General features: G+C 64.2%; 19 protein-coding genes and 1 tRNA gene. 8 read left to right on the top strand and 12 right to left on the bottom strand.

The window, feature by feature from the left end; all coding sequences use genetic code 11:
* Position 1 precedes the first annotated feature (1 nt).
* The 6 genes from OOT33_RS00930 to OOT33_RS00955 form a co-directional block, all read right to left on the bottom strand.
* On the bottom strand, positions 2-1,390 hold the full coding sequence (locus OOT33_RS00930; RefSeq protein ID WP_307748096.1) for a glycosyltransferase: 1,389 nt from the start codon (positions 1,388-1,390) through the stop codon (positions 2-4).
* Positions 1,387-1,980 (bottom strand): methyltransferase domain-containing protein, encoded by a 594-nt coding sequence (locus OOT33_RS00935; RefSeq protein ID WP_307748097.1) that lies wholly within the window; start codon positions 1,978-1,980, stop codon positions 1,387-1,389. The genes OOT33_RS00930 and OOT33_RS00935 overlap by 4 nt, the downstream gene beginning before the upstream one ends.
* Positions 1,981-2,013: 33 nt before the next feature.
* A complete protein-coding gene (locus OOT33_RS00940) occupies positions 2,014-5,802 on the bottom strand; it encodes a glycosyltransferase (RefSeq protein ID WP_307748098.1) in 3,789 nt (1,262 codons plus the stop codon).
* Between the two features lie 58 nt (positions 5,803-5,860).
* Positions 5,861-7,129 carry a calcium-binding protein gene (locus tag OOT33_RS00945; protein ID WP_307748099.1) on the bottom strand — a complete coding sequence of 423 codons (1,269 nt, stop codon included), beginning with the start codon at positions 7,127-7,129 and terminating at the stop codon, positions 5,861-5,863.
* Between the two features lie 305 nt (positions 7,130-7,434).
* On the bottom strand, positions 7,435-9,027 hold the full coding sequence (locus OOT33_RS00950) for a cisplatin damage response ATP-dependent DNA ligase (RefSeq protein WP_307748101.1): 1,593 nt from the start codon (positions 9,025-9,027) through the stop codon (positions 7,435-7,437).
* A gap of 266 nt (positions 9,028-9,293) precedes the next feature.
* Positions 9,294-10,289: a ligase-associated DNA damage response exonuclease gene (locus tag OOT33_RS00955; RefSeq protein ID WP_307748102.1), complete on the bottom strand. Its 996-nt coding sequence runs from the start codon at positions 10,287-10,289 to the stop codon at positions 9,294-9,296.
* A gap of 21 nt (positions 10,290-10,310) precedes the next feature.
* Here OOT33_RS00955 and OOT33_RS00960 point away from each other — a divergent pair, with 21 nt between their 5' ends.
* On the top strand, positions 10,311-12,752 hold the full coding sequence (locus OOT33_RS00960) for a ligase-associated DNA damage response DEXH box helicase (RefSeq protein WP_307748103.1): 2,442 nt from the start codon (positions 10,311-10,313) through the stop codon (positions 12,750-12,752).
* A 31-nt stretch (positions 12,753-12,783) separates the two neighbouring features.
* Complete coding sequence (pdeM, locus tag OOT33_RS00965; RefSeq protein WP_307748104.1) at positions 12,784-13,503, top strand: ligase-associated DNA damage response endonuclease PdeM; 720 nt, start codon at positions 12,784-12,786, stop codon at positions 13,501-13,503.
* Here pdeM and OOT33_RS00970 read toward each other — a convergent pair.
* The 3 genes from OOT33_RS00970 to murI form a co-directional block, all read right to left on the bottom strand.
* Positions 13,500-14,030 (bottom strand): thermonuclease family protein, encoded by a 531-nt coding sequence (locus OOT33_RS00970; RefSeq protein ID WP_307748105.1) that lies wholly within the window; start codon positions 14,028-14,030, stop codon positions 13,500-13,502. The two genes, pdeM and OOT33_RS00970, sit on opposite strands and share 4 nt — an antisense overlap.
* An 89-nt stretch (positions 14,031-14,119) precedes the next feature.
* Positions 14,120-15,343 (bottom strand): 5-aminolevulinate synthase, encoded by a 1,224-nt coding sequence (gene hemA, locus OOT33_RS00975; protein WP_307748106.1) that lies wholly within the window; start codon positions 15,341-15,343, stop codon positions 14,120-14,122.
* A gap of 106 nt (positions 15,344-15,449) precedes the next feature.
* On the bottom strand, positions 15,450-16,271 hold the full coding sequence (murI, locus tag OOT33_RS00980) for a glutamate racemase (protein ID WP_307748107.1): 822 nt from the start codon (positions 16,269-16,271) through the stop codon (positions 15,450-15,452).
* Between the two features lie 122 nt (positions 16,272-16,393).
* On the opposite strand from murI, the gene OOT33_RS00985 reads away from it, so the two are divergent.
* Positions 16,394-17,626, top strand: a complete 1,233-nt coding sequence (locus tag OOT33_RS00985) for a class I SAM-dependent methyltransferase (protein WP_307748108.1) — start codon at positions 16,394-16,396, stop codon at positions 17,624-17,626.
* Positions 17,627-17,638: 12 nt separating this feature from the next.
* Here the strand turns inward: OOT33_RS00985 and OOT33_RS00990 are convergent, their stop codons facing one another.
* Positions 17,639-18,238 (bottom strand): EF-hand domain-containing protein, encoded by a 600-nt coding sequence (locus tag OOT33_RS00990; protein ID WP_307748109.1) that lies wholly within the window; start codon positions 18,236-18,238, stop codon positions 17,639-17,641.
* A gap of 128 nt (positions 18,239-18,366) precedes the next feature.
* Between OOT33_RS00990 and OOT33_RS00995 the strand changes: the two genes are divergently transcribed.
* The 3 genes from OOT33_RS00995 to OOT33_RS01005 all read left to right on the top strand — a co-directional run bounded on the left by OOT33_RS00995 (position 18,367) and on the right by OOT33_RS01005 (position 20,889).
* On the top strand, positions 18,367-19,005 hold the full coding sequence (locus tag OOT33_RS00995) for a TetR family transcriptional regulator (RefSeq protein ID WP_307748110.1): 639 nt from the start codon (positions 18,367-18,369) through the stop codon (positions 19,003-19,005).
* Between the two features lie 16 nt (positions 19,006-19,021).
* Positions 19,022-19,603, top strand: a complete 582-nt coding sequence (locus tag OOT33_RS01000) for a TMEM165/GDT1 family protein (RefSeq protein WP_307748111.1) — start codon at positions 19,022-19,024, stop codon at positions 19,601-19,603.
* Positions 19,604-19,671: 68 nt separating this feature from the next.
* Entirely contained in the window at positions 19,672-20,889 is a 1,218-nt protein-coding gene (locus tag OOT33_RS01005) for an argininosuccinate synthase (protein WP_307748112.1), read from the top strand.
* Here OOT33_RS01005 and OOT33_RS01010 read toward each other — a convergent pair.
* A complete protein-coding gene (locus OOT33_RS01010; protein ID WP_307748113.1) occupies positions 20,854-21,051 on the bottom strand; it encodes a hypothetical protein in 198 nt (65 codons plus the stop codon). The two genes, OOT33_RS01005 and OOT33_RS01010, sit on opposite strands and share 36 nt — an antisense overlap.
* A gap of 106 nt (positions 21,052-21,157) precedes the next feature.
* Here OOT33_RS01010 and OOT33_RS01015 point away from each other — a divergent pair, with 106 nt between their 5' ends.
* A complete protein-coding gene (locus OOT33_RS01015) occupies positions 21,158-22,447 on the top strand; it encodes a DUF1295 domain-containing protein (RefSeq protein WP_307748114.1) in 1,290 nt (429 codons plus the stop codon).
* Between the two features lie 10 nt (positions 22,448-22,457).
* Here the strand turns inward: OOT33_RS01015 and OOT33_RS01020 are convergent, their stop codons facing one another.
* Positions 22,458-22,751: a 4a-hydroxytetrahydrobiopterin dehydratase gene (locus OOT33_RS01020; RefSeq protein WP_307748115.1), complete on the bottom strand. Its 294-nt coding sequence runs from the start codon at positions 22,749-22,751 to the stop codon at positions 22,458-22,460.
* A gap of 105 nt (positions 22,752-22,856) precedes the next feature.
* Between OOT33_RS01020 and OOT33_RS01025 the strand changes: the two genes are divergently transcribed.
* Positions 22,857-22,930, top strand: a tRNA-Cys gene (locus OOT33_RS01025).
* The last annotated feature ends 137 nt before the right edge of the window (positions 22,931-23,067 follow it).

Here is a 23,067-nt window from a genome sequence, read left to right on the forward strand (position 1 = left end):
CTTAGCCAATCTCGTTCATCATCGGAACGCAATGGCGCGAAACCTCGAGTTTTCCCAGGGCAGCCTTGCGACGCACACCCTCGCGAGGGGTAAGGCCGAGGGACTGCTTGACAGGTTTTTGCGGGAGGATTTTCGTCTTGGGTTGAGCATCGTCCAGAACGGGCCGGCGACCCATGACGAGATCGGCGATCAGGTTTTGCCAGCGGGGCAGGGCGCAGGTCTTGAGATCATAATTTTCGACCACCGTGCGGCGCGCATTCTCGCGGATCGTGCGCATCCGTTGCCGGTCCGAAAGCGCCGCGTCGACCGTTTCCGCGAGATGGCCGGCCGAGAAGAAATCGACCAGCAGGCCGTTTTCGCCGTCGCGGATCACCTCCTGCACCGGCGCGGTGGCGGACCCGATCATCACGCAGCCTGCGGCCATCGCCTCCAGGAACGACCAGGACAGTACGAACGGATAGGTGAGATAGATGTGCGCCGAGGAAATCTGGAGGACGCTCAAGTAAGTATCATAGGGTAGCTGGCCGAGGAAATGGACCCGGCTGAGGTCGATGCGGCCCCGAAGTTCGGTCAGCATCCTCTGGCGATAGGTCTGGCCGGAGGGCAGCGCCGCGCCGTAGCTCACCTCGTCCCCGCCTATCACAAGGATATGCGCGTTGGGCCTCAAGCGCTGAATTTCCGGGATTGCACGCATGAAGCTGTGGAAGCCGCGATAGGGCTCCAGATTGCGGGCGACGTAGGTGATGACTTCGTCTTGCGCGGAGAGGCGCAACTTGGCCCGGTCGATCTGGAGCCAGGCGTCAGGATTGGGCTTGATCGCGTCGGTATCGATCCCCTCATGCAGCACGCTGATGCGCCCGCGCATTTCCGGGGGATAGAGGCTGCGCTGCCATTGCGTGGGCGCATTGCCCCAGTCGGTCGATTCGAAGCTGAGCAGGTTGACGGCATTGCGCATACGGAGCCGCCCGGCGTCGTCCTGCCCGCCGGGAAATTCGGGGTCGAAGTCCGCATCGACACCCGCATGATGATAGAAGAACTCGAAATAGCTCAAGAGCGGCGTGTCGGGATAGACATCCTTGACGAAGAGGGTTTCGCCCCAGCCGCTATGGCCGATAATGATGTCTGGCGTGACGCCCTGTGCCCTCAACATGCCGAGCGATTTCGCCACCGCCTCGCCGTGGCGCACCGCGACCTCGAAGTCGACGGTGTAGCGGTGGCACTGGATCGGCGCATTAAGATCAGGGTAATAAACGAGCTTGATGACGCCCTGCATCCAGTTGGGATTGGGCTGGGAAATGAAATAGACGGTGTTGTCCGGGTCATCCGCCAGATGCCGGATGAGGTGCTTGTACTGCCCCGGAAAATTCTGGTGGATGAAGAGATAGATCATAGCGCCATCGCGTCGAGCAGGCTGCCCATGTGACTGGGATCGGCGTGGGCGGTCTTGCGGCCGACGCAGGCAAGCTCCAGCCCCGGCCTCCGCCGGATCGCGATATCGGCAAAGCCTGCGTCCTGCATGGCTGCGATGATGCTGCTCGGCGTGAAGGCGGTCTTGTGCGCCATGTGCAGGTTGCCCTGCTCGATGGATTCACTGTGGCCGAACAAAATGTCATGCGCGGTGATCGGCCCCGCGGGGGATTCGTAGAGGACTTCGTGCAGCCTGTCCTCCGCCACATAGCGCGCGATGATCTGGATATCGGGAACGAGGATGACGGCAAAGCCATCGGGCTTCAGCACGCGCAGGAACTCGGCCAGCGCCGTGCGCACCTGGTGCTGGAACAGATGCTCGACGCAGTGCGAGGTCCACAGCGCATCGGCAAAATCGTCGTTGAAGGGAGATAGGTCGGTTATGTCCGCCACGACATCGGGCTGGGCGGCGGGATCGATATCGACGCGCATGTGCCGCCAGCTGCCGAACATCGGGGGCAGTCGCTCCGGCCCGGACCGGCCGCAGCCGGCGTTGAGGATTATGGGTTGCACGGGGTTGTCCTTGAACTTCTGGAGTGGGGCGGATCAGGCGGCGTTTTCGCGGAAAGGGCTGAAGCGCGGCCCTGAGGGTGCGGCATTGCCAAGCGTGCGCAGATCGCCCCGGATCGTGTCGATGCTCATGGAAATCCGGGCGGGCGAGGCGGCATGATCGACGACGTTGAGCCACAGGCCCACGAGCCGGTCATTGGCGAGCGGGCTGACGCACAGCGCGCCATCGCTCATCGGCCCGACGATGCGCCCGGAGGCGAACCGCCCGGAATAGGCGCAGCTGAAACGGGCGTCGGCATCTGGCTTTTGGCGGATAGCAAACCCCAGCAACGGCGTTGCCCGTCCGCGCGAGCCGCAGGGGCGGCCCTGATCGGTCCACGGCGTTTCCGCGCCGGTGGCCGAAAGCGTCTTGTACTCGATGGCGGAGGGCGAGATGCCGGTCATCGGCGTGACCGTCAGGCATTCGATCGCGCGCGTCGCATCGGGCGTGCCGACCCATGTCTGATCCATACCGATGACATCGCCGACATATTCGACATGCGCGACGATCTGCGCGCGCAGAAGCATGGCGTCTGCCGGGGCGACTGGCGGCTTGCCCGGCGTGATTGCTTGCGGAGCAGGCGCTGCCTCCTGCGCGAAGGCGGTTGCGCCATGCTCGCCATCGAGCTTGCGCACGTCGATATGCAGCGGGGCGAGGCCCGGCGCGGTGAGCGACATCACCACCACCTTCGCCATCTCGTCATTGACCTTGAGGATCATGCTGTCCTTCGCGCTGCGCAGCCAGTGATGCTCCGATCCCTGCGCCGAGACATGTTCCACGGCGGTGCTGCTCTGCCCCGGCGCGACGAGGATCTGCAATGCGGGCAGCATTGGCGACTGTGCCGCCGTCTGGCCGCCACCGGGCATCACCGAAAAATGATAGATGCCGCGGGCGAGCGTCAGGAATTCGGCGGTGGAACTGAGGGCGGTGCCGGGATCGCGCATGATCGAACCTTCTGGAGCGTGGAGGGGGACGGGGTGGGTGGTGGTGGTCCGTGGTGGTGTGGGGAGGGTATCTGACGTGGCGGGTTGCTGTTGCAGCGCCACCAGCGCTTCGGTGATCTGCGCCGGGGCGGAGCCGAGGGGCAGCAGCTGGTGGGGGTGCGCGCTGTGGCCCAGCCGCTCGGCAATCGCGCCGGTGTCGAAGGCGAGGATGGGCAGGCCGGTCGCCATCGCGTGGCTCAGAGAGTAGCTCCATGTCTCGGGCGTGACCGACGGCAGGAAAATGGCGGCAGGCGCTTCGCGGCGGAGCAGCTCGGGCAGCTCGGCGTCGTCATAACGGCCGGTGATGAAGACCTTTCCGGTGGCGAGCAGTGCGTCTTCCTCGTCGGCAAAGCCGATCAGCACGAACTCCAGCGGCAGGTTATGCAGCGCGGCATGGCGGGCGCAGGCGAGCAGCACCGCACGCCCCTTTTGCTCGCCGACCGCGCCGAGGATGGCGATGCGGTTGGGCACGGGATCGGCGATCGGGCAGGGGGTGGCAGGCTGATCCTCCCACAGCGCGAGCTGGATGCGCGTTTCCGGGAACATGCGCGCATACCGCCGCGCGACATCCTCGCACGGGGCGAAGACATTGCGTGCATGGCTTAGCCATTGGGTACTGCGCGCCCGCAGGGTTTCAGGGTCGAGGCTGTCGTGCAGCTCCGAACCGTTTTGCGCGATGCAGCTTTGGCACGCGGCCGCGCCCGGCTCGCCGCAATAGCTGCCGTTGGCGCCGAGCAGGCTGAGGCGAGGGCAATACCAGCTGTAATCGTGGAGAAAGATGTCTGCCGGGGCATCGAGCGCGAGGCAGGCATCGACAAAGGCCGCATCCAGACCCAGGAAGTGGTGCAGCTCGACATGGCCCACGGGGAGGGTGGCGAGCAGCGCGCCAAAGGCCTCGGCCTCGTCCGCGCGATAGGCGAGATCCTGCAGGTCCGGGCTGTCGGGCTCGGTCAGCTTTGCTGCGCCGCTCTGGGCATCGGGCCGCAGCAGGAGGGGGCGATAGCCCTGGCGTTTGAGCGCCGCCATTCGCGCCTCGACATGGCGCTGTACTCCGCCGGCCAGCGCCAGCGACACCAGCAGCGCGATGGGGCGCGCGTCTTCCCGCAGCAGGGCGATGTCGATCGCCCGCCGCAGCGGTGCGAGCGGCTGTGCCTTGTGACAGGTCTCGACCAGCGCCTGATAGGTCGGGTGACGCTGGCCGAGAACCGCTTCATTCCGCGCCATCCAGCCATTGCGGGTGGTGCCGAACGAAGTTCCATTGCGGTGGAGCACATAGACATCGCCCGCGATCACATGCTTCCAGCCATGTGCCGCAGCGCGCATGCAGAGGTCATTCTCCTCGCCATAGCCGCGGCCGAACAGGTCTTCGTCGAACGCGCCGACCTGATCGAGGCAGGCACGGCGCACGAACATGCAGAAGCCGACGCCGGTGGGTACCTCGACATGACGCCCTGCATTGGCCGACGCTGCGACCGCATCGCGCAGGCGAGCGGTCTCCGGCGCGCAGGCGCTTTCCTCGCCGCCGGGATAGCTGGCGATGGAGCCTGCGTTGGAGAGTGGCGTGACGGTGGCGATGGTGCGGTCCGCCGCCGCGTGGGCGCACAGCCGCTCGAGCCAGCCGGGAAACACCATGGTGTCGGCATTGAGCAGCACGATGTCATGATCGGGCTGGGCGGCCATCCCGATATTGGCCGCACCGGGAAAGCCGAGATTGGTGGCATTCTCGATGACGGTGAGGCGGGGGTCAGCCTTCAGTCGCTCGACCAGCGCCGTGATGGCCGCCTCGGGGCTGGCGTCATTGACGATGACGACCGGCGTGCCCGGCGGAACCGTGTCCAACACGCTGGCGATACACGCGCGGGTTTCCTCGGCACCACGATAGACCGGGATGACGACGGCGACGCCAGCGGATGTGGCGCGGTTGGGCACGGCAGACTTCGGCGCGCGATAGGGCTTGGCCGTGCCGAGGCTGATGGGCGAGCCGGGCAGCGGCGTGCGCGTGCCGTCGGGCAGCTGGACGGAGAGGCCGATCTGGCGACCTGTGAGTTTTGCCAGCAGATTGGCAGGCAGCGCAAAGCGCCAGGTGCCGGGCGCTGCATCGTCCGCCTCCAGCTCTACCGGGCGCTGTTTGCCCCTGTCCTCGACGAAAAGTTGTGGGGGGACGGAGGGCGGCAGCCAGCCAAGGCGCACCGTGCCGTTGATACGGGAGCTTTGTACGGTGACTGAGCCAGTGAGACCGAAGTGGGGCGGGAAGGCGACGCGACGCCCGATCACCGTCTCGTCACCCAGTTCGAGGCCTTCTGCGGGTCGAACGGCAGCGAGGGCATCCACAGGCTCAGCCGTCAGCGCGAAATCAGGGGTTACGCCGACCCAGCTCCAGCCCGGCTGCTCCGCCACCAGAGCCGAGGCCGCTCGCGCGAGCGCGCTTTCCGGCTCGACCGCGAACAGGGCGAGATAGTGCTCCAGCGCTGCGCGTGCATCCGTGAACTTTCCGGCAAGCCGCAGCGCATCGACATGGGCGGCAGCAAGGTCCGCCGTGGCCGTGGGCTGGTCGAGCGCCGCGAACACCTCAAGCGCGCGGTCCGCATTGCCGTCGGCCAGCAGCAGCGCCATCAGCAGCTGGCATACAATGGGCGAGCGGGGCGAGAGACGCCATGCCCGGTCCGCCATGCGCAGCGCGTCTGCGAGCCTGCCGTCGGCAATGGCCTCGTTTGCTGCCGCCATTGCTGAAGACAGCGAGGACGGCGCCTTGTGGGGCGCCGTCGGCTTCGGTCTGGAGTGTTCAGGGTCTAAAACGGGCATTCAGTCCTCATAAAAAAGCCCGGCGGCGGCGCCGGGCTTTTCACAGGCGATCAGACGATCAGGAGAAATCCGAGGCGGTGAGGCTCGTGAAGTTCTTGAGCGTGATCTGCGTGCCATCGGACAGCTTGAGGACCGTGGAACCGGCCTTGATCGTCGCCGAGCTGATGTCGGCCAGCGTATATCCGCCGCCGGACAGGTCGATCTTGTCGAGGCCGTGCTGGAAGTCGGTGATGACATGGGTGGCGCTCGACGGGCCGCCGGAGTTGACGAAGCGGAACTTGTCAGCGCCGGAGCCGCCGGTGAGCGTATCCTTGAAGCTGCCGCCGATGAGCAGATCCCTGCCCTCGCCGCCGTCCGCCTTCATCGCGCCGGAGCCGCCGATGATGGTATCGAAGCCGCCGCCGCCCAGGATCGTCGCCGAGCCGCTGCCCGCCATGATCGAGTCGTTACCCGAGCCGCCGCCCTCGAAGTTGAGCTTGCCGCTGCCGCCGTACACCGTGGTGCCGCGCACGTTGGTGATGTCGACGTTGCCCGCGCCCAGATAGACGGTGTCGTTGCCATTGAGATCGAGGCTGTGGTGGCCGGCACCCAGCTGGTGGATCGTCATGTCACCCTTGAGGTCGTAGCTGCCGCCGACCGTCGAGTTGAGCGTGAGGTCGAGCGTGGCCGGGCCATGCTTGTCGATCTCGACCGAGCGGCCAGTGACGGTGATGTCATCATGGCCGGAGCCGGTGACGGTGAACTTGCCGCCGCCGGTGACGATGGTGTTGTTGCCGCCGTTGATGTCGAAGCTCGCGCTCTTGTCGACGACGATATTGTTGGTGCCGCCGTTGAGCTCGATCTCGTCTCCGACGCGTGAGCCGGTGATGGTGGCGTTGCCGCCCCACATGCGAACGGTGTCGTTGCCCGAGGCCAGCGAGATATACGCATCGCCGCCAGCCTGGCCCGCGCTGTTGAGCTGGATGATGTCGCCGCCACCGCCGCCGGTGATCGTGACATTGGCGGCGCCTGCCGCGTTGATGGTGTCGGCACCGCGTCCGCCTGCGATCAATTGGACGCTCGCGTTGCCGGTGATCTTGGTGCCTTCGTTGCCCGTCACCACGATCGCATCGAGATCAGGTGTCGCAGTCACATTATGCGTATAGCGGCTGTCGACGTTGTACACGTCGAGCACGGTGGGCGAGGACGGGAACAGAGGAATGCTCTGTACCTTGGACGAGGCGAACTGGCTGGAAAGCGCCGCCAGCGCGTTCTTTGCGGTGACAAGGTCCGCGCCCGATAGGCTTAGCGAGACATTGTTGCCGCCGGTAACTGTTGCTGTTGCCATATACATTCCCCATGAAAAGGGCGTTCGTGCGATCGGGAACGCTCGATGACGTGAATATTGGCAGTCGAATTAAAAAAGTCTTAAAATCGAAATACAAAGGCTACTGATAGAATGTATAGTTTGGCGAGTGTTAATCAATATTGAACCCACTGAACCAATAGTTTATATGGTTTATTCAGAATTAACTGTGAATATTCAAATTCTGTTATCGGGTATTTTGTTGAATTAAACTATAGTTTACCATCTTTATATGGTGCAGGAACTTCCCAGATGTCGTGGCCGGCGTGTGTCGAGAACTGCCGCTCTCAGTCGGCGATCAACGCCCGCAGCGTGTCTATGCGGTCTGCCTCGTGCGCGGGCTTGTCCGTCCGGATGCGGTTGATGCGGGGGAAGCGCATGGCAAGGCCGGACTTGTGGCGCTTGCTCTCGTGCACCGAATCGAACGCTACCTCGAAGACGAGGCTCTTGTCGGTCTCTACTACAGGGCCGAAGCGCGCGGTGGTGTGCGCCCGGATATATTTGTCGAGCCATTTCAGCTCCTCGTCGGTGAAGCCGAAATAGGCTTTGCCCACGGGCAGCAGCTCCGCGCCCTGATCGGGGTCGCCGTTCCAGCAGCCGAAGGTATAGTCCGAAAAGAAGGACGAGCGTTTGCCGCTGCCTCGCTGCGCATACATCAGCACGCAATCCACGAGCAACGGATCGCGCTTCCATTTATACCACAGCCCGGTGCGGCGCCCGGCGACATAGGGGCTGTCGCGCCGTTTCAGCATCACGCCCTCAATGGCGTTATCCCGCGCTTCCGCCCGGATTACGGTGAGCTCGTCGATATGCGTGGCGGCGATGACGGGCGAGACATCGAAGTGGCGCGGGTCGAGCGCGCGGGCAAACTGCTCCAGCCGCTCACGCCGCTGGTCCCAGCTCAGTGGGCGAAGATCCTCGTCGCGCTCGATCAATATGTCGTAGAGTCGCACAAAGGCCGGATAGTCAGCCAGCATCGCCTTTGAGACCGTCTTGCGCCCCAGCCGCTGTTGCAGCGCGTTGAAGCTCGCCGCGCCGCCCTCTTCGCCGCCCTGATGGGTGCCGCGCACCAGCAGTTCGCCATCCAGGACGGCCGGGATCGACAGTGAGGCGGCGACTTCCGGGAATGTGCCTGAGATATCGTCTCCCGAGCGCGAATAGACGCGCGTCTGGCCCGCCACATGGACGAGCTGCACGCGGATGCCATCCCATTTCCACTCGGCGGCATAATCGGTGAGATCGATGTCAAGATTTTCGAGCGGGTGGGCCAGCATGAAGGGCCGGAACAGCGGCACATCCTCATGGCTGGGTGGGGGCGCGCGGCCTTCCGCCCAATCGAACAGCGGGCCGTAGGGCGCACGCTGGCCGTGCCAATATTCCTCTACATCATCTACGGACTTGTCGAACGCCTGCGCGAAGGCGACCTTGGCGAGACGCGATGAAATGCCGATCCTCATCGCCCCGGTGGCGAGCTTGATGAGGGCGTAACGGCCATTGGTGTCGAGCTGGTCGAATAAGCCTGCCAGTTCGCGCTTCGCGGTCGCGCGGGTCATGGCATCGAGCCGGGCGACAGCTTCCGCCACCGTGGGCGGATTCTTCGGCGTGCCGTAATCGGGCCAGAGCAGGCTCGCGGTTTCCGCCGTATCGCCGACGAAGTCGCGGCTGAGCGCATAGAGCACCGGATCGACCCGCTCCATCAATAGGTTACGGATGGTGGAGGATTTGACCGCAGGGAAATCCAGCCCGTCGGTGAGCGCCGCGAGCGCCCAGCCACGATCCGGGTCCGGCGTGGTGCGCAGATAATCGGCGATCAGCGCGATCTTGCTGTTGCGCGAGCGGGTGTAGATCAGGCGGTCGATGAGCGACGCAAACTGCTCCATCCAGGGTCAGAACCCGCTAGGCACAGGAGCCGTGGTGGCTCGCTGCGGGATGATATACGATGAGGACCGCGAAAAGCGGGGCATGTTCCCCGGTTGAGCGGTTCGACGAAGTAGATCGCCCGCAGCGAGCCATCCGAAGGACTTGGCTGAAAAGGCCCAGAACTTTGTCACTCTCTCGTTAAATAGCACCACTATTCTCCTCGTTCATTTCGCGTTCCGGGCCTTTTCAGCTCAAGCCACGGCCCTGTACCTAGCAGGCTCTGACCCTAATCTTCCTCGTCGCGCCCGCCGATGTCGAGCGGGCGCGCCTTGCGCTGGCCCAGCTCGCACCAGCGCATCAGCGCATCGTCGCGTCCGTGGGTGATCCACAGCTCGCGCGGGTTGACCTCCTCGATGGTGCGGGTCAGCTCGTCCCAGTCGGCATGGTCGGAGATGACGAGCGGCAGCTCGACCGTCCGTTGGCGGGCGCGCTGGCGGATGCCCATCCAGCCCGAGGCCATGGCGGTGAGCGGGTCGGGCAGATTGCGCGACCAGCGATCATTGAGCGCCGACGGCGGTGCAATGATGATGTGCTTGGCCATCAGCTTGCGGTCGGTGCCCGCGACCGGGCGGATATCGCCCAAGTCCAGCCCCATTTCCTTATAAAGCGCGCAGAGCTTTGCCATCGCGCCATGATAATAGATTGGGGCGAGGTGGCCTGCGGCGCGCAGCTCCATGATCACGCGCTGAGCCTTGCCGAGCGAATATGCGCCGACCAGCACCGAGCCGACGTCTTCATCGTCCAGCGCGTCCAAGAGTTTGCGGATTTCGTGCTCGACCGGCGGATGGCGGAAGACGGGGAGGGCGAAGGTCGCCTCGGTGACGAAGATGTCACAGGGTACGACCTCGAACGGGGCGCAGGTGGGGTCGGCACGGCGTTTGTAGTCGCCGGAAAAAACGACGCGCTGACCCTGATAATCGACCACGATCTGCGCCGAGCCGAGGATATGCCCGGCGGGCACGAAGCGCACCTCAACCTCTCCGATCCGCACCGTCTCGCCATAGGCCACCGGCTGCTCCTCCCAGCCGATGCCGTATCGCGCCTCCATGATCCGCAGCGTCTCGCGTGTCGCCATCACGGCGCCGTGCCCGGAGCGGGCATGGTCGGCATGGCCGTGGGTGATGAGCGCGCGCGGGGCGGAGAAATTGGGGTCGATCCAGAAGTCGCCCGGCGTGATATAGATGCCCCGACGCGAAGCCTGGATCCAGCTGTTGTTAGCCATCGTTATGCCTATATGGTCGAGATGAGCGATAGTTCCCTTTTGCCTGCCGCGATAGAGGCGTGGTTCGCGGGCAAGGGCTGGGCGCCGCGCGCGCATCAGCTGGCGATGCTGGAGGCTGACGGAGCGGGCAGGGATGCGCTGCTTGCCTCCGCAACCGGATCGGGCAAGACGCTCGCCGGATTTCTCCCCTCCCTTGCCGATCTGGCGGATGGCGGGTTTGACGGGCTGCATACGCTCTATGTGTCGCCCTTGAAGGCGCTCACCAACGATATCGAGCGCAATCTCGTCGGGCCGATCGGAGAGATGGGGCTGCCGATCAGCATCGAGACGCGTACGGGCGACACGAGCTTTGCGGTGAAGGCGCGGCAAAGGAAGAAGCCGCCGCAGATCTTGCTTACCACACCGGAGTCGCTGTCGCTGTTGCTCAGCCATCCGGACAGCTTTCATCTTTTCCCGTCGCTGAAGCGCGTCGTGATCGACGAGGTGCACGCCTTTGCGCACAACAAGCGGGGGGACTTGCTGGCGCTGTGCCTCGCGCGGCTGGCAAGGCTGGCGCCTGCGCACCGGCGCGCGGCCCTGTCCGCCACCATTGCGGATGCTACGCCTTATCAGGAGTGGCTTTCGCGTCGGAGTACGGCGGGCGATGTCGCGCTTGTCACCGGCGCGGAGATGGCGCCGCCGGAGATCCACATCCTCTCGCCGGAGGGGCGCATTCCCTGGTCCGGCCACAGCGCCCGCTATGCCGCAGCCGAGGTGATGGAAGCGATCCGCCAGCATCGCCTGACGCTCGTCTTTTGCAACACGCGCGCGCTGGCCGAGCTGACGTTGCAGGAACTGTGGGCGATCAACACGGAGAATCTGCCCATCGGCATCTTTCACGGATCGTTGTCGCTTGAGGTGCGGCAGCGGGCGGAGGCGGGGATCGCGGAAGGGCGGCTGCGCGCGCTGGTGTGCACGTCCGCGCTTGATCTGGGCGTCGACTGGGGCGATGTCGACCTTGTCATCCAGATGGGCGCGCCCAAGGGGACCGCGCGGCTGCTGCAGCGTATCGGCCGGTCCAACCACCGCGCCGATACGCCGAGCAAAGCCTTTCTCATCCCCGGCAATCGCTTTGAATATCTGGAGGCGCGGGCGGCGCTCGACGCGATCGAGGAGGGCGTGCTCGATGCCGAGTTCTGGCGGCCCGGCGCACTCGACGTGCTGGCCCAGCATATCATGGCGATGGCCTGCGCCGCGCCGTTCGACGCCGACGACCTTTTTGCCGAGGTTGCGAGCGCGCGGCCGTACCGCGAGCTTGACCACGCGCAGTTCCACAAGGTACTGAACTTCGTTGCCAACGGCGGCTATGCGCTGTCGCACTATGACCGCTTTCAGCGCCTGCGCAAAGACGCGGACGGACTGTGGCGCGTCAGCCTGCCGCGCTTCGTGGCGCAATATCGGATGAATGCGGGGATCATCGTCGAGGCGCCGATGCTCAAGGTCCGCTTTCGCAATGGGCGGACATTGGGCCAGCTGGAGGAAGGCTTTGGCTCGTCGCTTCGGCCCGGGGATACCTTTCGCTTTTCCGGGCTGGACCTCGAAGTGGAGTCGATCCGTGATACGGACCTGATCGTGCGCGCCAGTCGCAAGTCTGCGCTGATCCCGAGCTATACCGGCGCGCGCATGGCGCTGACCACCAGCCTGTCGGACCGGGTGCGGGCGTTGCTGAGGGACCGCGCGGAGCACGCGCGTTTGCCCAAGGATGTGAAAGAGTGGCTGGCGGCGCAGGCAAGGTTTTCGGTGATACCGGCGCCGGATCAACTGCTGGTCGAGACGTTTCCGCATCATGGGCTGCACCATATCGTCATCCACGGCTTCGAGGGGTGGAACGCGCATCAGTCGCTCGGCATGCTCATCACCCAGCGCATGGAAAAGGCGAAGATGAAGCCGCTGGGGTTCGTGGCGAACGACTATAGCCTTGCCGCTTATGGCCTCATGCCGATCTCCGACCCCGGCTTTCTGCTCGACCCCGAGGTGATTGACGATGAGCTGACGCAATGGGTGGAGCAATCCTATCTGCTGAAGCGCGCGTTTCGCGAGGTTGCGGTGATCAGCGGTTTGGTCGAGCGGCAGCATCCCGGTCGTCGCAAGAACGGCAAGCAGGTCACGTTCTCGACCGACCTGATCTATGACGTGCTGCAAAAGCATGAGCCGGATCACATATTGCTGCGCGCGGCGTGGGACGACGCCTCTACCCGGCTGGTGGAGGTCGCGCGGTTGAAGCGGCTGCTGGAACGCGCGCGGGAGACGATGCTGCATGCGGACCTGCCGAGGGTTTCGCCCTTGTCCGTCCCCGCGCTCGTCATCATTGGGCGTGAGCGTGTTGCCGGAGGCGAGGCGGAGGATGCGCTGATCGCGGAGCTGGAAGCGATGATCGCCGATACCGGCGAAACGACCCGCCGCAACGATGCGCAAACTGCTTGAAAGGCGGCCGGTGCATCGGCATAGGGAGGCGATGGTTCCGTTTTTGTTCCATGGGCGGGAATTGCGGCTTTCGCCGTGCGGCGCACTGTGGTGGCCGGCGGAGAGCGCGCTGTTGCTGGCCGATCTTCACCTCGGCAAGGCGCGCTTCTTCGCCTCTGCGGGTCAGTTCCTGCCGCCGTATGACAGCTATGAGACGGCGCTGCGCATCTGTGAACTGATCCGGCAGACCGACGCGCGGCATGTGCTGTGCCTGGGGGACAGTTTTCACGATGCCGATGGCGCGGCGGATCTGGAGGCCAGGGCGCTCGCGCTGCTGAGGCAATGCGCGGATGGGCGGCGGTGGACCTGGGTCACCGGCAATCACGACCATGCCGCCGCGCCGCCCTTTGGCGAGGTGACCGGCGACATGTGCGTGGACCGGATATGGCTGAGGCACGAGGCGGTCCCCCGACACTCAGAGCCGGAGATCAGCGGCCATTTCCACCCCAAGGTTCAGCTGCACCACCGCGGCAGGTCGATCCGGCGGCGCTGTTTTCTGGCCAGCGAGACCAAGCTCGTGCTCCCCGCCTTCGGTGCGCTGACCGGCGGGCTGGATGTGCGGCATCCAGCGTTTTACGATGCGCTGGGTGCGGAATTTCATGCGCTGGTGCCGACGGGTGATCGGCTCTTGCAGTGGCCGGTCCGCGCCTTGGCTGAACCGACCCGCGATACTATCGGCTCGCGCTATGCGGTGGCCCGGCGCATCACCTAGGCAATGACATCCGGGCAGGTCCGGGCAACATGCAGCGCGTCGTCCCATTGCGGCTTGTAGATCGCGCTGCCGCCGCGCAACTGGGCGCACGAGAGGTCGCCGTTCGCGCCTTCGAGCGCCGCGATGGTGCGGCCATATTTGTCCTCGCCGTAGCGCTCGATCGGCATGCTCGCGCGTACCATGGCGGAGAGGGTGGCAGTGGCTGCATAAGGGTCGCCCGGCGCGCAGTCACGCCCCGGGCGGCAATGGCCCGGCATTTCGGGCGCATCGATCCCGACGAGGCGGATGCGCTCTCCGCCGCACCTCAGCGTGTCACCGTCGACAACATCGCAGCCCGATACCACCGCATCGTAACGCGGTGCCGCCATGGCCCGCCAGCCGCGATGGTCGAGGGTCGAGCCGATGCCCGCCAGAGTGCCGATGATGCCCGCAGCCATAAGGATGAGATAGGGTTTGGCCCCGCGTGATCCCCGACGTGGCGCGGTGCGCCTGCGCCACTTTCGGCCATGAAATGAAGTCCGCCTCATACCTCCATAATAGGAGGCAAGGCTTAATGGTTCCGATGCTGGCGAGGTTTATGAGCCGTTGAGCGTACCGCCAAAACCTGAGCGCTGACTCAAGCGGCTTTTTGCAGCTCCAGCTCGTCCCGGCTCCAGATCTCGACCAGCGCAGCGACCAGTTCGCGCATCATCGCCTCGCTGTGCGCCGGGCCGGGGGTGAAGCGCAGGCGCTCCGTACCGCGCGGCACGGTGGGATAGTTGATCGGCTGCACATAGACGCCATATTCGGCCAGCAATATGTCGCTGATCTTCTTGGCTTTGACCGGATCACCCACCATCAGTGGCACGATATGCGTGACGGACGCCATGACCGGCAGCCCAGCCTCCGCCATCAGGCGCTTCAGCGTGGCGGCGGCGGCCTGTTGCCCCTCGCGCTCGACGCTGGATTGCTTCAGGTGCCGCACAGAAGCCAGCACTCCGGCCACCAGCACCGGCGAGAGCGAGGTCGTGAAAATGAAACCCGGCGCGTAGGAGCGGATGCAGTCGACGATCATCCGATCTGCCGCGATGTAGCCGCCCATCACGCCGAACGCCTTGCCGAGCGTGCCTTCGATGATCGTTACGCGGTTCGCCACCTCGTCCCGCTCGGTGATGCCGCCGCCGCGCGCGCCATACATGCCGACAGCGTGGACCTCATCGCAATAGGTGAGGGCGTTGAACTCGTCCGCCAGATCGCAGAAGGCGGCAATCGGCGCGACATCGCCGTCCATAGAATAGACGCTCTCGAATGCGATCAGCTTGGGCGCGTCCGCGTCCTCCGCCTCCAGCAACTCGCGCAGATGCGCGACGTCGTTGTGGCGGAACACGCGCTTTTCGCAGCCGGAGTTGCGGATGCCCGCGATCATGCTCGCGTGGTTGAGCTCATCGGAAAAGACGATGCAGCCGGGCAGCAGCTTCGCCAGCGTCGCCAGCGTCGCCTCGTTGGAGACATAGCCCGATGTGAAGAGCAGCGCGCTTTCCTTGCCGTGGAGATCGGCGAGCTCGGCCTCCAGATCGACATGGTAATGAGTGTTGCCGCCGATATTGCGGGTGCCGCCCGATCCGGCGCCGACATCGTGCAGCGCCTCTTCCATCGCGGCAACGACCTTTGGGTGCTGGCCCATGGCTAGGTAATCGTTGGAGCACCAGACCGTTATCGGCTTGGGGCCGTTATGCCCGTGGAAACAGCGCGCATTGGGGTATGCACCCTTGTTGCGCAAAATGTCGATGAACACGCGGTAGCGGCCTTCCGCATGGAGCCGCTCGATCGCCTGAGAAAAGATATGCTTGTAATTCGTCATGCTCGCGCCGCCGACCCTATTTGCCGCATGTCGCCCCAAAGCCGCCCCTTAGCGCGGAGTGTATTGCTTTTCCAGCGATAATGGCTCGCAACTAAATATCATCCCATTATAGGGCATTGATCTGCGTCAAGCCATAAGACTTAAGTGCGGATCTGAGCTCGGCGATATCGGGGTCTGATCCCGTGAACACGGCGATGCCGGGCGCGGGTGTTTCCGGCCACGGCAGATCGCCATTCAGATAGGCTATCCGGCGCGCGATGCCTTCGCCACCGTGCAGGAAGGCGAGGGGGCGAGTACCGAGCGTCCTCGCCGCCTGCTCAAGCTCCTGTTGGACCAGCGGGAAATGGGTGCAGGCGAGCACCACGCTGTCCATCCGCTCCCCGTCCGGCTGCTCGATCAGGCCGAGCAGCGCGGTGCGCGCGACCTCTGGATCGAGCGGCTGCCCGCGCAGCTTCGCTTCCGCCAGCGCAACAAGTGCGGCGCTGCCGTGGCGCAGGATCGTGCAGTCCGCGCCATGTTCGGCCGCCAGGCGATCGACATAGGGTTGCCGCACGGTCGCCTCTGTGCCCAGCACGCCGATGACGCGGGTTTTGGAGGACAGCGCGGCGGGTTTGATGGCGGGCACGGTTCCCACCACCGGAATGTCCAGCGCGGCGCGCACAGCTGCGAGCGCGATGGTTGATGCCGTGTTGCAGGCGATGACGGCGATGCGCGGGCGATAGCGCTCCACCAGTCGGCCGAGCAGCGCGGGCACGCGCGCGGCAATTTCTGCCTCGCTCTTGGTGCCATAGGGATAACCGGCCCGGTCCGCCGCATAGATGACGGGCATGCGGGGAAGCAATTCACGCGCGGGGGCAAGGATGGACAGACCCCCTACGCCGGAGTCGAAAAACAGGACAGGCGCTTCGGCGTGATTGTCGCTCTGCATAATGCCCGCCTGTGTCCGTGCGCTGGCACTATAAGTCAAGTACGGTCAGTCGAAACCGAATCGCCTTTCAATCGTTCTGCCTGGCATCAGGGGGCTGCATTGCGGCAAAACGGGGGACCATCATGGCGCTGATCGATCGCTTTCTCGAACGGCTCATCAAGCGGGGCACGCTCACGCTCGTGCGCGCTGACGGGTCCACGCGCACATTCGGGCAGGCGGACGTGGCGTTTCCCAGCGTTACCATGCGCTTTGCCGATGCCAGCATCGGGCGAGACATCGTGCTGAACCCGCGACTTGGCCTGGCCGAAGCCTATATGGATGGCCGGGTTACAGTGGATGATGACGACATCATGGGGCTGATCTCGCTGGCGCGCAGCAATGCGGCGTGGGAGAAGGCGGGCAGCTTGGATGGCGGAGGCCGGCTGCGCGGCGGGTTCCGCAAAATCTTTCGGACCCTCGCGCAACTCAACGCGCGCGCCGCCTCAAAAAAGAACGTCGCGCATCATTATGACCTCTCCGGCGCGCTCTACGATCTGTTTCTGGACAAGGACCGGCAATATAGCTGCGCCTATTGGGATGGCGATCATGACGACCTCGACCGGGCGCAGGAGGACAAAAAGGCGCACATCGCGGCCAAACTCGCGCTGAAGCCGGGAATGAAGGTGCTGGATATCGGCTGCGGCTGGGGCGGCATGGCGCTCTATCTCCACCGGAGGTGCGGTGTCGACGTGACCGGCATCACGCTTTCGGAGGAGCAACTGGGAGTCGCCCGCCGCCGCGCGGAGGAAGCGGGCGTTGCCGAGCATGTCCGGTTCGAGCTGATCGACTATCGTGACATGAAGGGCAGCTTCGACCGCATCGTCTCGGTCGGCATGTTCGAGCATGTCGGCGCCCCCAATTTCCGGGAGTTTTTTCGCTGCTGCCACAATCTCCTCACGCCAGAGGGCGTGATGCTGCTCCATACCATCGGGCGGATGGGCGGACCCGGCGCCACCGACGCCTTCACGCGCAAATATATCTTTCCCGGCGGCTATATCCCCGCCCTTTCGGAAATCGTGCAGGCCAGCGAACCCAACCGTCTGATGGTGACGGACGTCGAGAGCCTGCGCCTGCATTACGGGCGCACTTGCCGGGCGTGGTATGAGCGCTGCCGAGCCAGCCGATCGCAGATAGAGGCGCTGTATGACGCACGCTTCTATCGCATGTGGACCTTTTACCTCGCCGGGGCGGCGACGGTTTTCGAGCATGGGGGGATGCTGATCTATCAGCTTCAATATGCACGTGACCGGCGAACCCTGCCGATTACGCGAGACTATATGGTGGCGGCGGAGGCGCAATTGCGCGCCCCCGCCTGACTTCGGCTCGACTCAGGACTTGTCGCCCTTGGCGGCGCGCCAATCCTTCATCTTCGCTTTCATATAGTCCATGCGTTCGCCAGCGGTGACAGTGCCGTTCTTGTCGGCATCCATCGCATCAAAGTGGGACGTCGCCGCGCTCGTCGCCTCTGCCTGGGTCACCTTGCCATCGTTATTCGCATCGGCCTTGTCGAACATCCGGTCGCCCATCTTCATGCCCATGCCCTTCATGCCATGGCCCATATGACCGGCGGGGCTTTTGCCCGCGTCATGATCGCCATGCCCTTGTGCCATTGGTCCGCGGCCACCACGATGACCGGCAAAGAATTCGTCCCGGCTGATCGAACCGTCGCCGTTGCTGTCCATCGCCTTGAAATGATCTTCCAGACGATCGGCCCGGCGCTCGTCCATGCTGGCTTTCGCCTCCTCCTTGGTCAGCGCGCCATCCTTGTTGGCGTCGGCCTTGGCGAAGTGATCCTTGACCATCGCCTCCATCTGCGCCCGCGTCATGTCGGGCTTCATCATCGGCATGGCGCCGCTTTGCGATATGGCAATTGCCGGGATGGCGAGGGCTAGGGCGGCGCCTCCGGCGATCAACAGGGTCTTCTTCATAGGTCCGTACTCCGCAATTATTACGCTATGGGCGCACACTACGCTCCGGCGGCTGCACCCGCGATGAACGGTAGTGCCGAGGGCAAAAAACCATGGCGCGCGTTAACCAAATCTGTAAGGTCCGGGCCATGAGCGAAGCCGCCTCCCTTGATGCCCCTGTAGTTGAGGCGGCCGCCCAAGCGCCGCCAAAGGCACGAGGGCGTCCGCGTGGGTTTGACACAACGTGGGCGATGGAGCAGGCGAGGGCGCTTTTTTACCTGCGCGGGTACGACCGTGTCACCCTCAACGACCTCACGAGCGCGATGGCGATAAACCCGCCGAGCTTCTACGCCGCCTTCGGCAACAAGGCGCTGCTGTTCATCCGCATTGCCGATGCCTATTCGCGCGCGCTGCTCGATGACATACGCGGCGCGTTCGAGGATGAGCCGACCTTGCCAGATGCGCTGGAGTCGATCCTTCTGTCGGCTGCCCGCCGCTTTGCCGCGCAGGAAGGGCAGGGGGGTTGCCTGATTCTGGAGGCGGCCAGCAATTGCTCGGATGCGGGCGTTACCGCGCATCTGCGCAAGGCGCGCCTCTCCATCGCTGCCGCGCTCTATCGCGGCATCTCGCGCACGGCGCCGGAGCGGGTGGTGGAGCTGACCGACCATGTCATGATGCTGCTCGCCGGATTTTCCGCGATGGGCCGCGACGGCATGGACGTGGAACGGCTGATGCGTGTCGCGGCGCGTGCGCTCCAGCCACTGTGCGACCCTTCCGAGCGCCTTTAAGGGTTCTCCCCGACTCATGAATATCATCCTCACCTCTACCGCGCTGGTGGCGCTTGCCGAAATGGGCGACAAGACGCAGCTTCTCGCCATCCTGCTCGCCACCCGCTTTCGCAAGCCGTGGCCGATCATCGCGGGCATCTTTGCGGCGACGCTGCTCAATCATTTCCTTGCAGCATTGGTGGGGCATGGCGTGGCGGAGCTGCTCGACAGCCCTGCCTTCCGGATTGCCGTCGCGCTGGGATTTGTCGCCATGGGCCTGTGGACGCTGATCCCGGACAAGATGGACGACAATCTGAAGACGCCGGGCAGTGCGAGTGTGTTTCTCTCCACCGCTATCGCCTTTTTCCTCGTCGAGATGGGCGACAAGACCCAGATCGCCACCGTCGCCATGGGTGCGCAGTTTGGCCATACAATAAGCGAGGTCGCACTGGTCACGCTTGGGACCACGCTGGGCATGATGATCGCGAACGTGCCGGCCGTGCTGCTGGGCGAGGCGCTGGTGAAGAAGGTGCCGCTGGCGCTCATGCGCCGGATCGCTGCCGCGCTGTTCACCGGTCTGGGGCTCTGGATGCTGGGCGGCGCGCTTCATTGGTGGTGAGTGTTGCGATTCGCGCGCATCGCTGTTAGGCGCGCGACCGATCATTCCTTCGCTGTGAAAGTGCCCCGATGTCCGAAAAGATAAACCGTGTCGTCCTTGCTTATTCCGGCGGCCTCGACACCAGCGTGATCCTGAAATGGCTTCAGCAGACCTACCAATGCGAAGTGGTGACGTTCACCGCAGACCTTGGCCAGGGCGAGGAGCTGGAACCCGCGCGCGCCAAGGCGCAGCTGATGGGCGTGAAGGACGAGCATATCTTCATCGACGATCTGCGCGAGGAATTCGTGCGCGACTATGTGTTCCCGATGATGCGCAGCAATGCGCTTTACGAGGGGCTGTACTTGCTCGGAACCAGCATCGCCCGTCCGCTGATCGCCAAGCGCCAGATCGAGATCGCGCAGCAGGTGGGGGCCGACGCCGTTTCCCACGGCGCGACCGGCAAGGGCAATGACCAGGTGCGGTTCGAGCTGGGCTATTACGCGCTTCAGCCCGATATCAAGGTGATCGCGCCGTGGCGCGAGTGGGACTTGACCAGCCGCACCGCGCTGATCGAGTTCGCCGAAAAGCACCAGATCCCGGTGCCGAAAGACAAGCGCGGCGAAGCGCCTTTCTCGACCGACGCCAATATGCTCCACACCTCTTCGGAAGGGAAGGTGCTGGAAGACCCATGGGAAGAGACGCCGGACTTCGTCTATTCCCGCACGGTGAACCCCGAAGACGCGCCGGACGCGCCCGAATATATCACGATCGAATTCGAGCGCGGTGACGGCGTCGCGGTGAATGGCGAGGCCATGTCGCCTGCCACCCTGCTGGAGACGCTCAACGGCTATGGCCGCAAGCACGGCATCGGCCGCCTCGATCTCGTCGAGAACCGCTTTGTCGGCATGAAGTCTCGCGGCATGTATGAGACGCCCGGAGGCACCATCTATCACCTCGCCCACCGGGGGATCGAGCAGATCACCCTCGATCGCGGCGCCGCGCACCTCAAGGATGAGCTAGCGCCGAAATATGCCGAGCTGATCTACAACGGCTTCTGGTTCTCGCCCGAGCGCGAGATGCTGCAGGCCGCTATCGACTATAGCCAGGAGAAAGTGTCCGGCACCGTGCGGCTCAAGCTCTACAAGGGTAGTGTTCAGGTTGTCGGCCGCAAATCGCCCAATACGCTGTATAGCGAGAAGGTCGTTACTTTCGAGGACGATGCGGGCGCCTACGATCAGCGCGATGCGGCGGGGTTCATCAAGCTTAACGCGCTAAGGCTGCGTTTGCTCGGCAGGCGTGGCCGTTGAGATAGTCTGCGTCTCCTCGCCTGTGCTGCCGCCACCCCAGAAATAGACAGCGATGAAGGCGAGCACGATCAGCGCCAGCGAAATCGCGAGCACGTAGCGGACATTTTGGCGCGTGGCGCCTGAACGGGCGGCCTCCGCTTCGATATGACGTTCCTGTTCCATGACAAGCTCCTTCGAGGCGGTCAACGAGCCGCGCAAGGATACGTTCCGGCCCCCCATGGGACTTGCACTTAACCCTATATTCCGCTTTTTGGGCGATAGTCGGCCTATGAACGCTGTGGACAGCCCCTCTGAAACCGCGCCATCGCGGTGCCCTCCATCCGCCGTCAGCCATGGCGTAGGCGTGGCGGGGCTGACCGGGCTGGCGATCTGGACTGCGGTGGCCTGGCGCTATGGCATGGATGGCCCGCATGCCGGGATTACCGCCGTGCTCGCCTGCGGGGTGCCGATGGTGTTGTGGTCGCTGCTCGTCGACAAGGTGCACCGCAACCCATCGACGGGCATTGACTGGCGCGGCAACCTGCGCACCCGCCGCGAGGCGCTGGACATCTCCATCGTCAAGCTGGCGGGCCTGTGGGCGACATGGGCCGCGATCGCGCTCTTCTATGGCACCGCCCGCTGGTATTGGGAGGGGAACTACAGCTACACGATGGCGCTGTTGACCTGGGCCGTCGTCCCCCTTGTGCTAGTCTCCATACCCTATGTCATCTGGCTGGACCGCCGCCTCGTCGATCCAAAGGACGGCGCCTACGCTTTCGGACAGTGGATCATCGGCGGCGCGGCGGGCAAGCCGGCGGAGGGTGCGATCGGCGATCACTTGCGCGCCTGGGGTGTGAAGGCGTTCTTCCTTGCCTTCATGCTCTCGATCACGCCCGCCAACTTCGCCACCGTGATCGGCTGGCGCATGGCCGACCCGCTCTCCGGCCCGGTCGCGCTTGCGAGTTTCCTCATCGCCATCCTGTTTCTGATCGACGTAGCCTTCGCGACCATCGGCTATATGCTGACCATGAAGCCACTCGATGCCCATATCCGCAGCGCCAACCCGCATGTCGCGGGGTGGGTCGCGGCGTTGATCTGCTATCCGCCGTTCGTATTGATGGGCGGCGGCGGCCCGCTCGATTATCATCGCGGCACGGCGGAATGGAGCCACTGGCTGGCGGCCCATCCGGCTCTGCTTTGGTTATGGGGCGGGCTGCTGGTGACGCTCACGGCCATTTATGCCTGGGCGACGGTGGCGTTCGGGCTGCGTTTCTCCAACCTCACGCATCGCGGCATCCTCACCCACGGGCCCTATCGGCTGAGCCGCCACCCGGCCTATCTCTCCAAGAACCTGTTCTGGTGGTGCTCGGTGCTGCCGTTTCTCTCGGTGAACGGCAGTTGGCTGGAGGCGGTGCGCAACTGTGCGCTGCTCGGCATCACCAGCGCCGTCTATTACTGGCGCGCGCGCACGGAAGAACAGCATCTGGGCGAAGACCCGGACTATCGCGCCTACCACCGCTGGATGGGGGAGCACGGCGCCGTGCCGCGCCTGTTCGACTGGATAGCCGGGCGGAGATAAGGCAGACCGCTTATTCCTCCAGCATCGCGTTGATCGCGCGGGCGAGGGCGAAGTCACGCTCGCTGACCCCGCCTGCGTCATGAGTCGTCAGCCAGATGTCGAGCCGGTTGTAGACATTGCTCCATTCGGGGTGATGATCGGCCTGCTCCGCCGCCAGCGCAATCCGCGTCATCAACGCGAAGGCAGATGCGAAATCCTTGAGCCGCAACTGCCGATACAGCGCCCCGCGCGTGGCATCCAGCGTCCAGCCCGGCACTTCGCCCAACCGCTCTGTCACCCGCGCTTCATCCAGTGCCGCCACCATGTCTCTCTCCTTGCAACACCCGTGCGGGCATTAAAGCCCCGATGCCCTGTTGCGTCCAGCGGCTTTTCAGGCTAGCAGCCGCCTTCCCGCATTTGACGCGATCGAGGCCCGATGGCGGAGTGGTGACGCAGCGGACTGCAAATCCGTATACGCCGGTTCGATTCCGGCTCGGGCCTCCATTTCTGCTTCCAGAGGCGTCCAAGAACGTCCACGGAATGGCTGTTTTCCGTACTTTTTTATGGTATAGCTGGCCACGTTAGTTCGGTCGGTTCCACCTGCATCCAAGCACATTGATGGTACAGATGATGGACCGAGC

Origin of the sequence: Sphingobium sp. DEHP117 (assembly GCF_030867385.1) — a bacterium.
GTDB lineage: Bacteria > Pseudomonadota > Alphaproteobacteria > Sphingomonadales > Sphingomonadaceae > Sphingobium.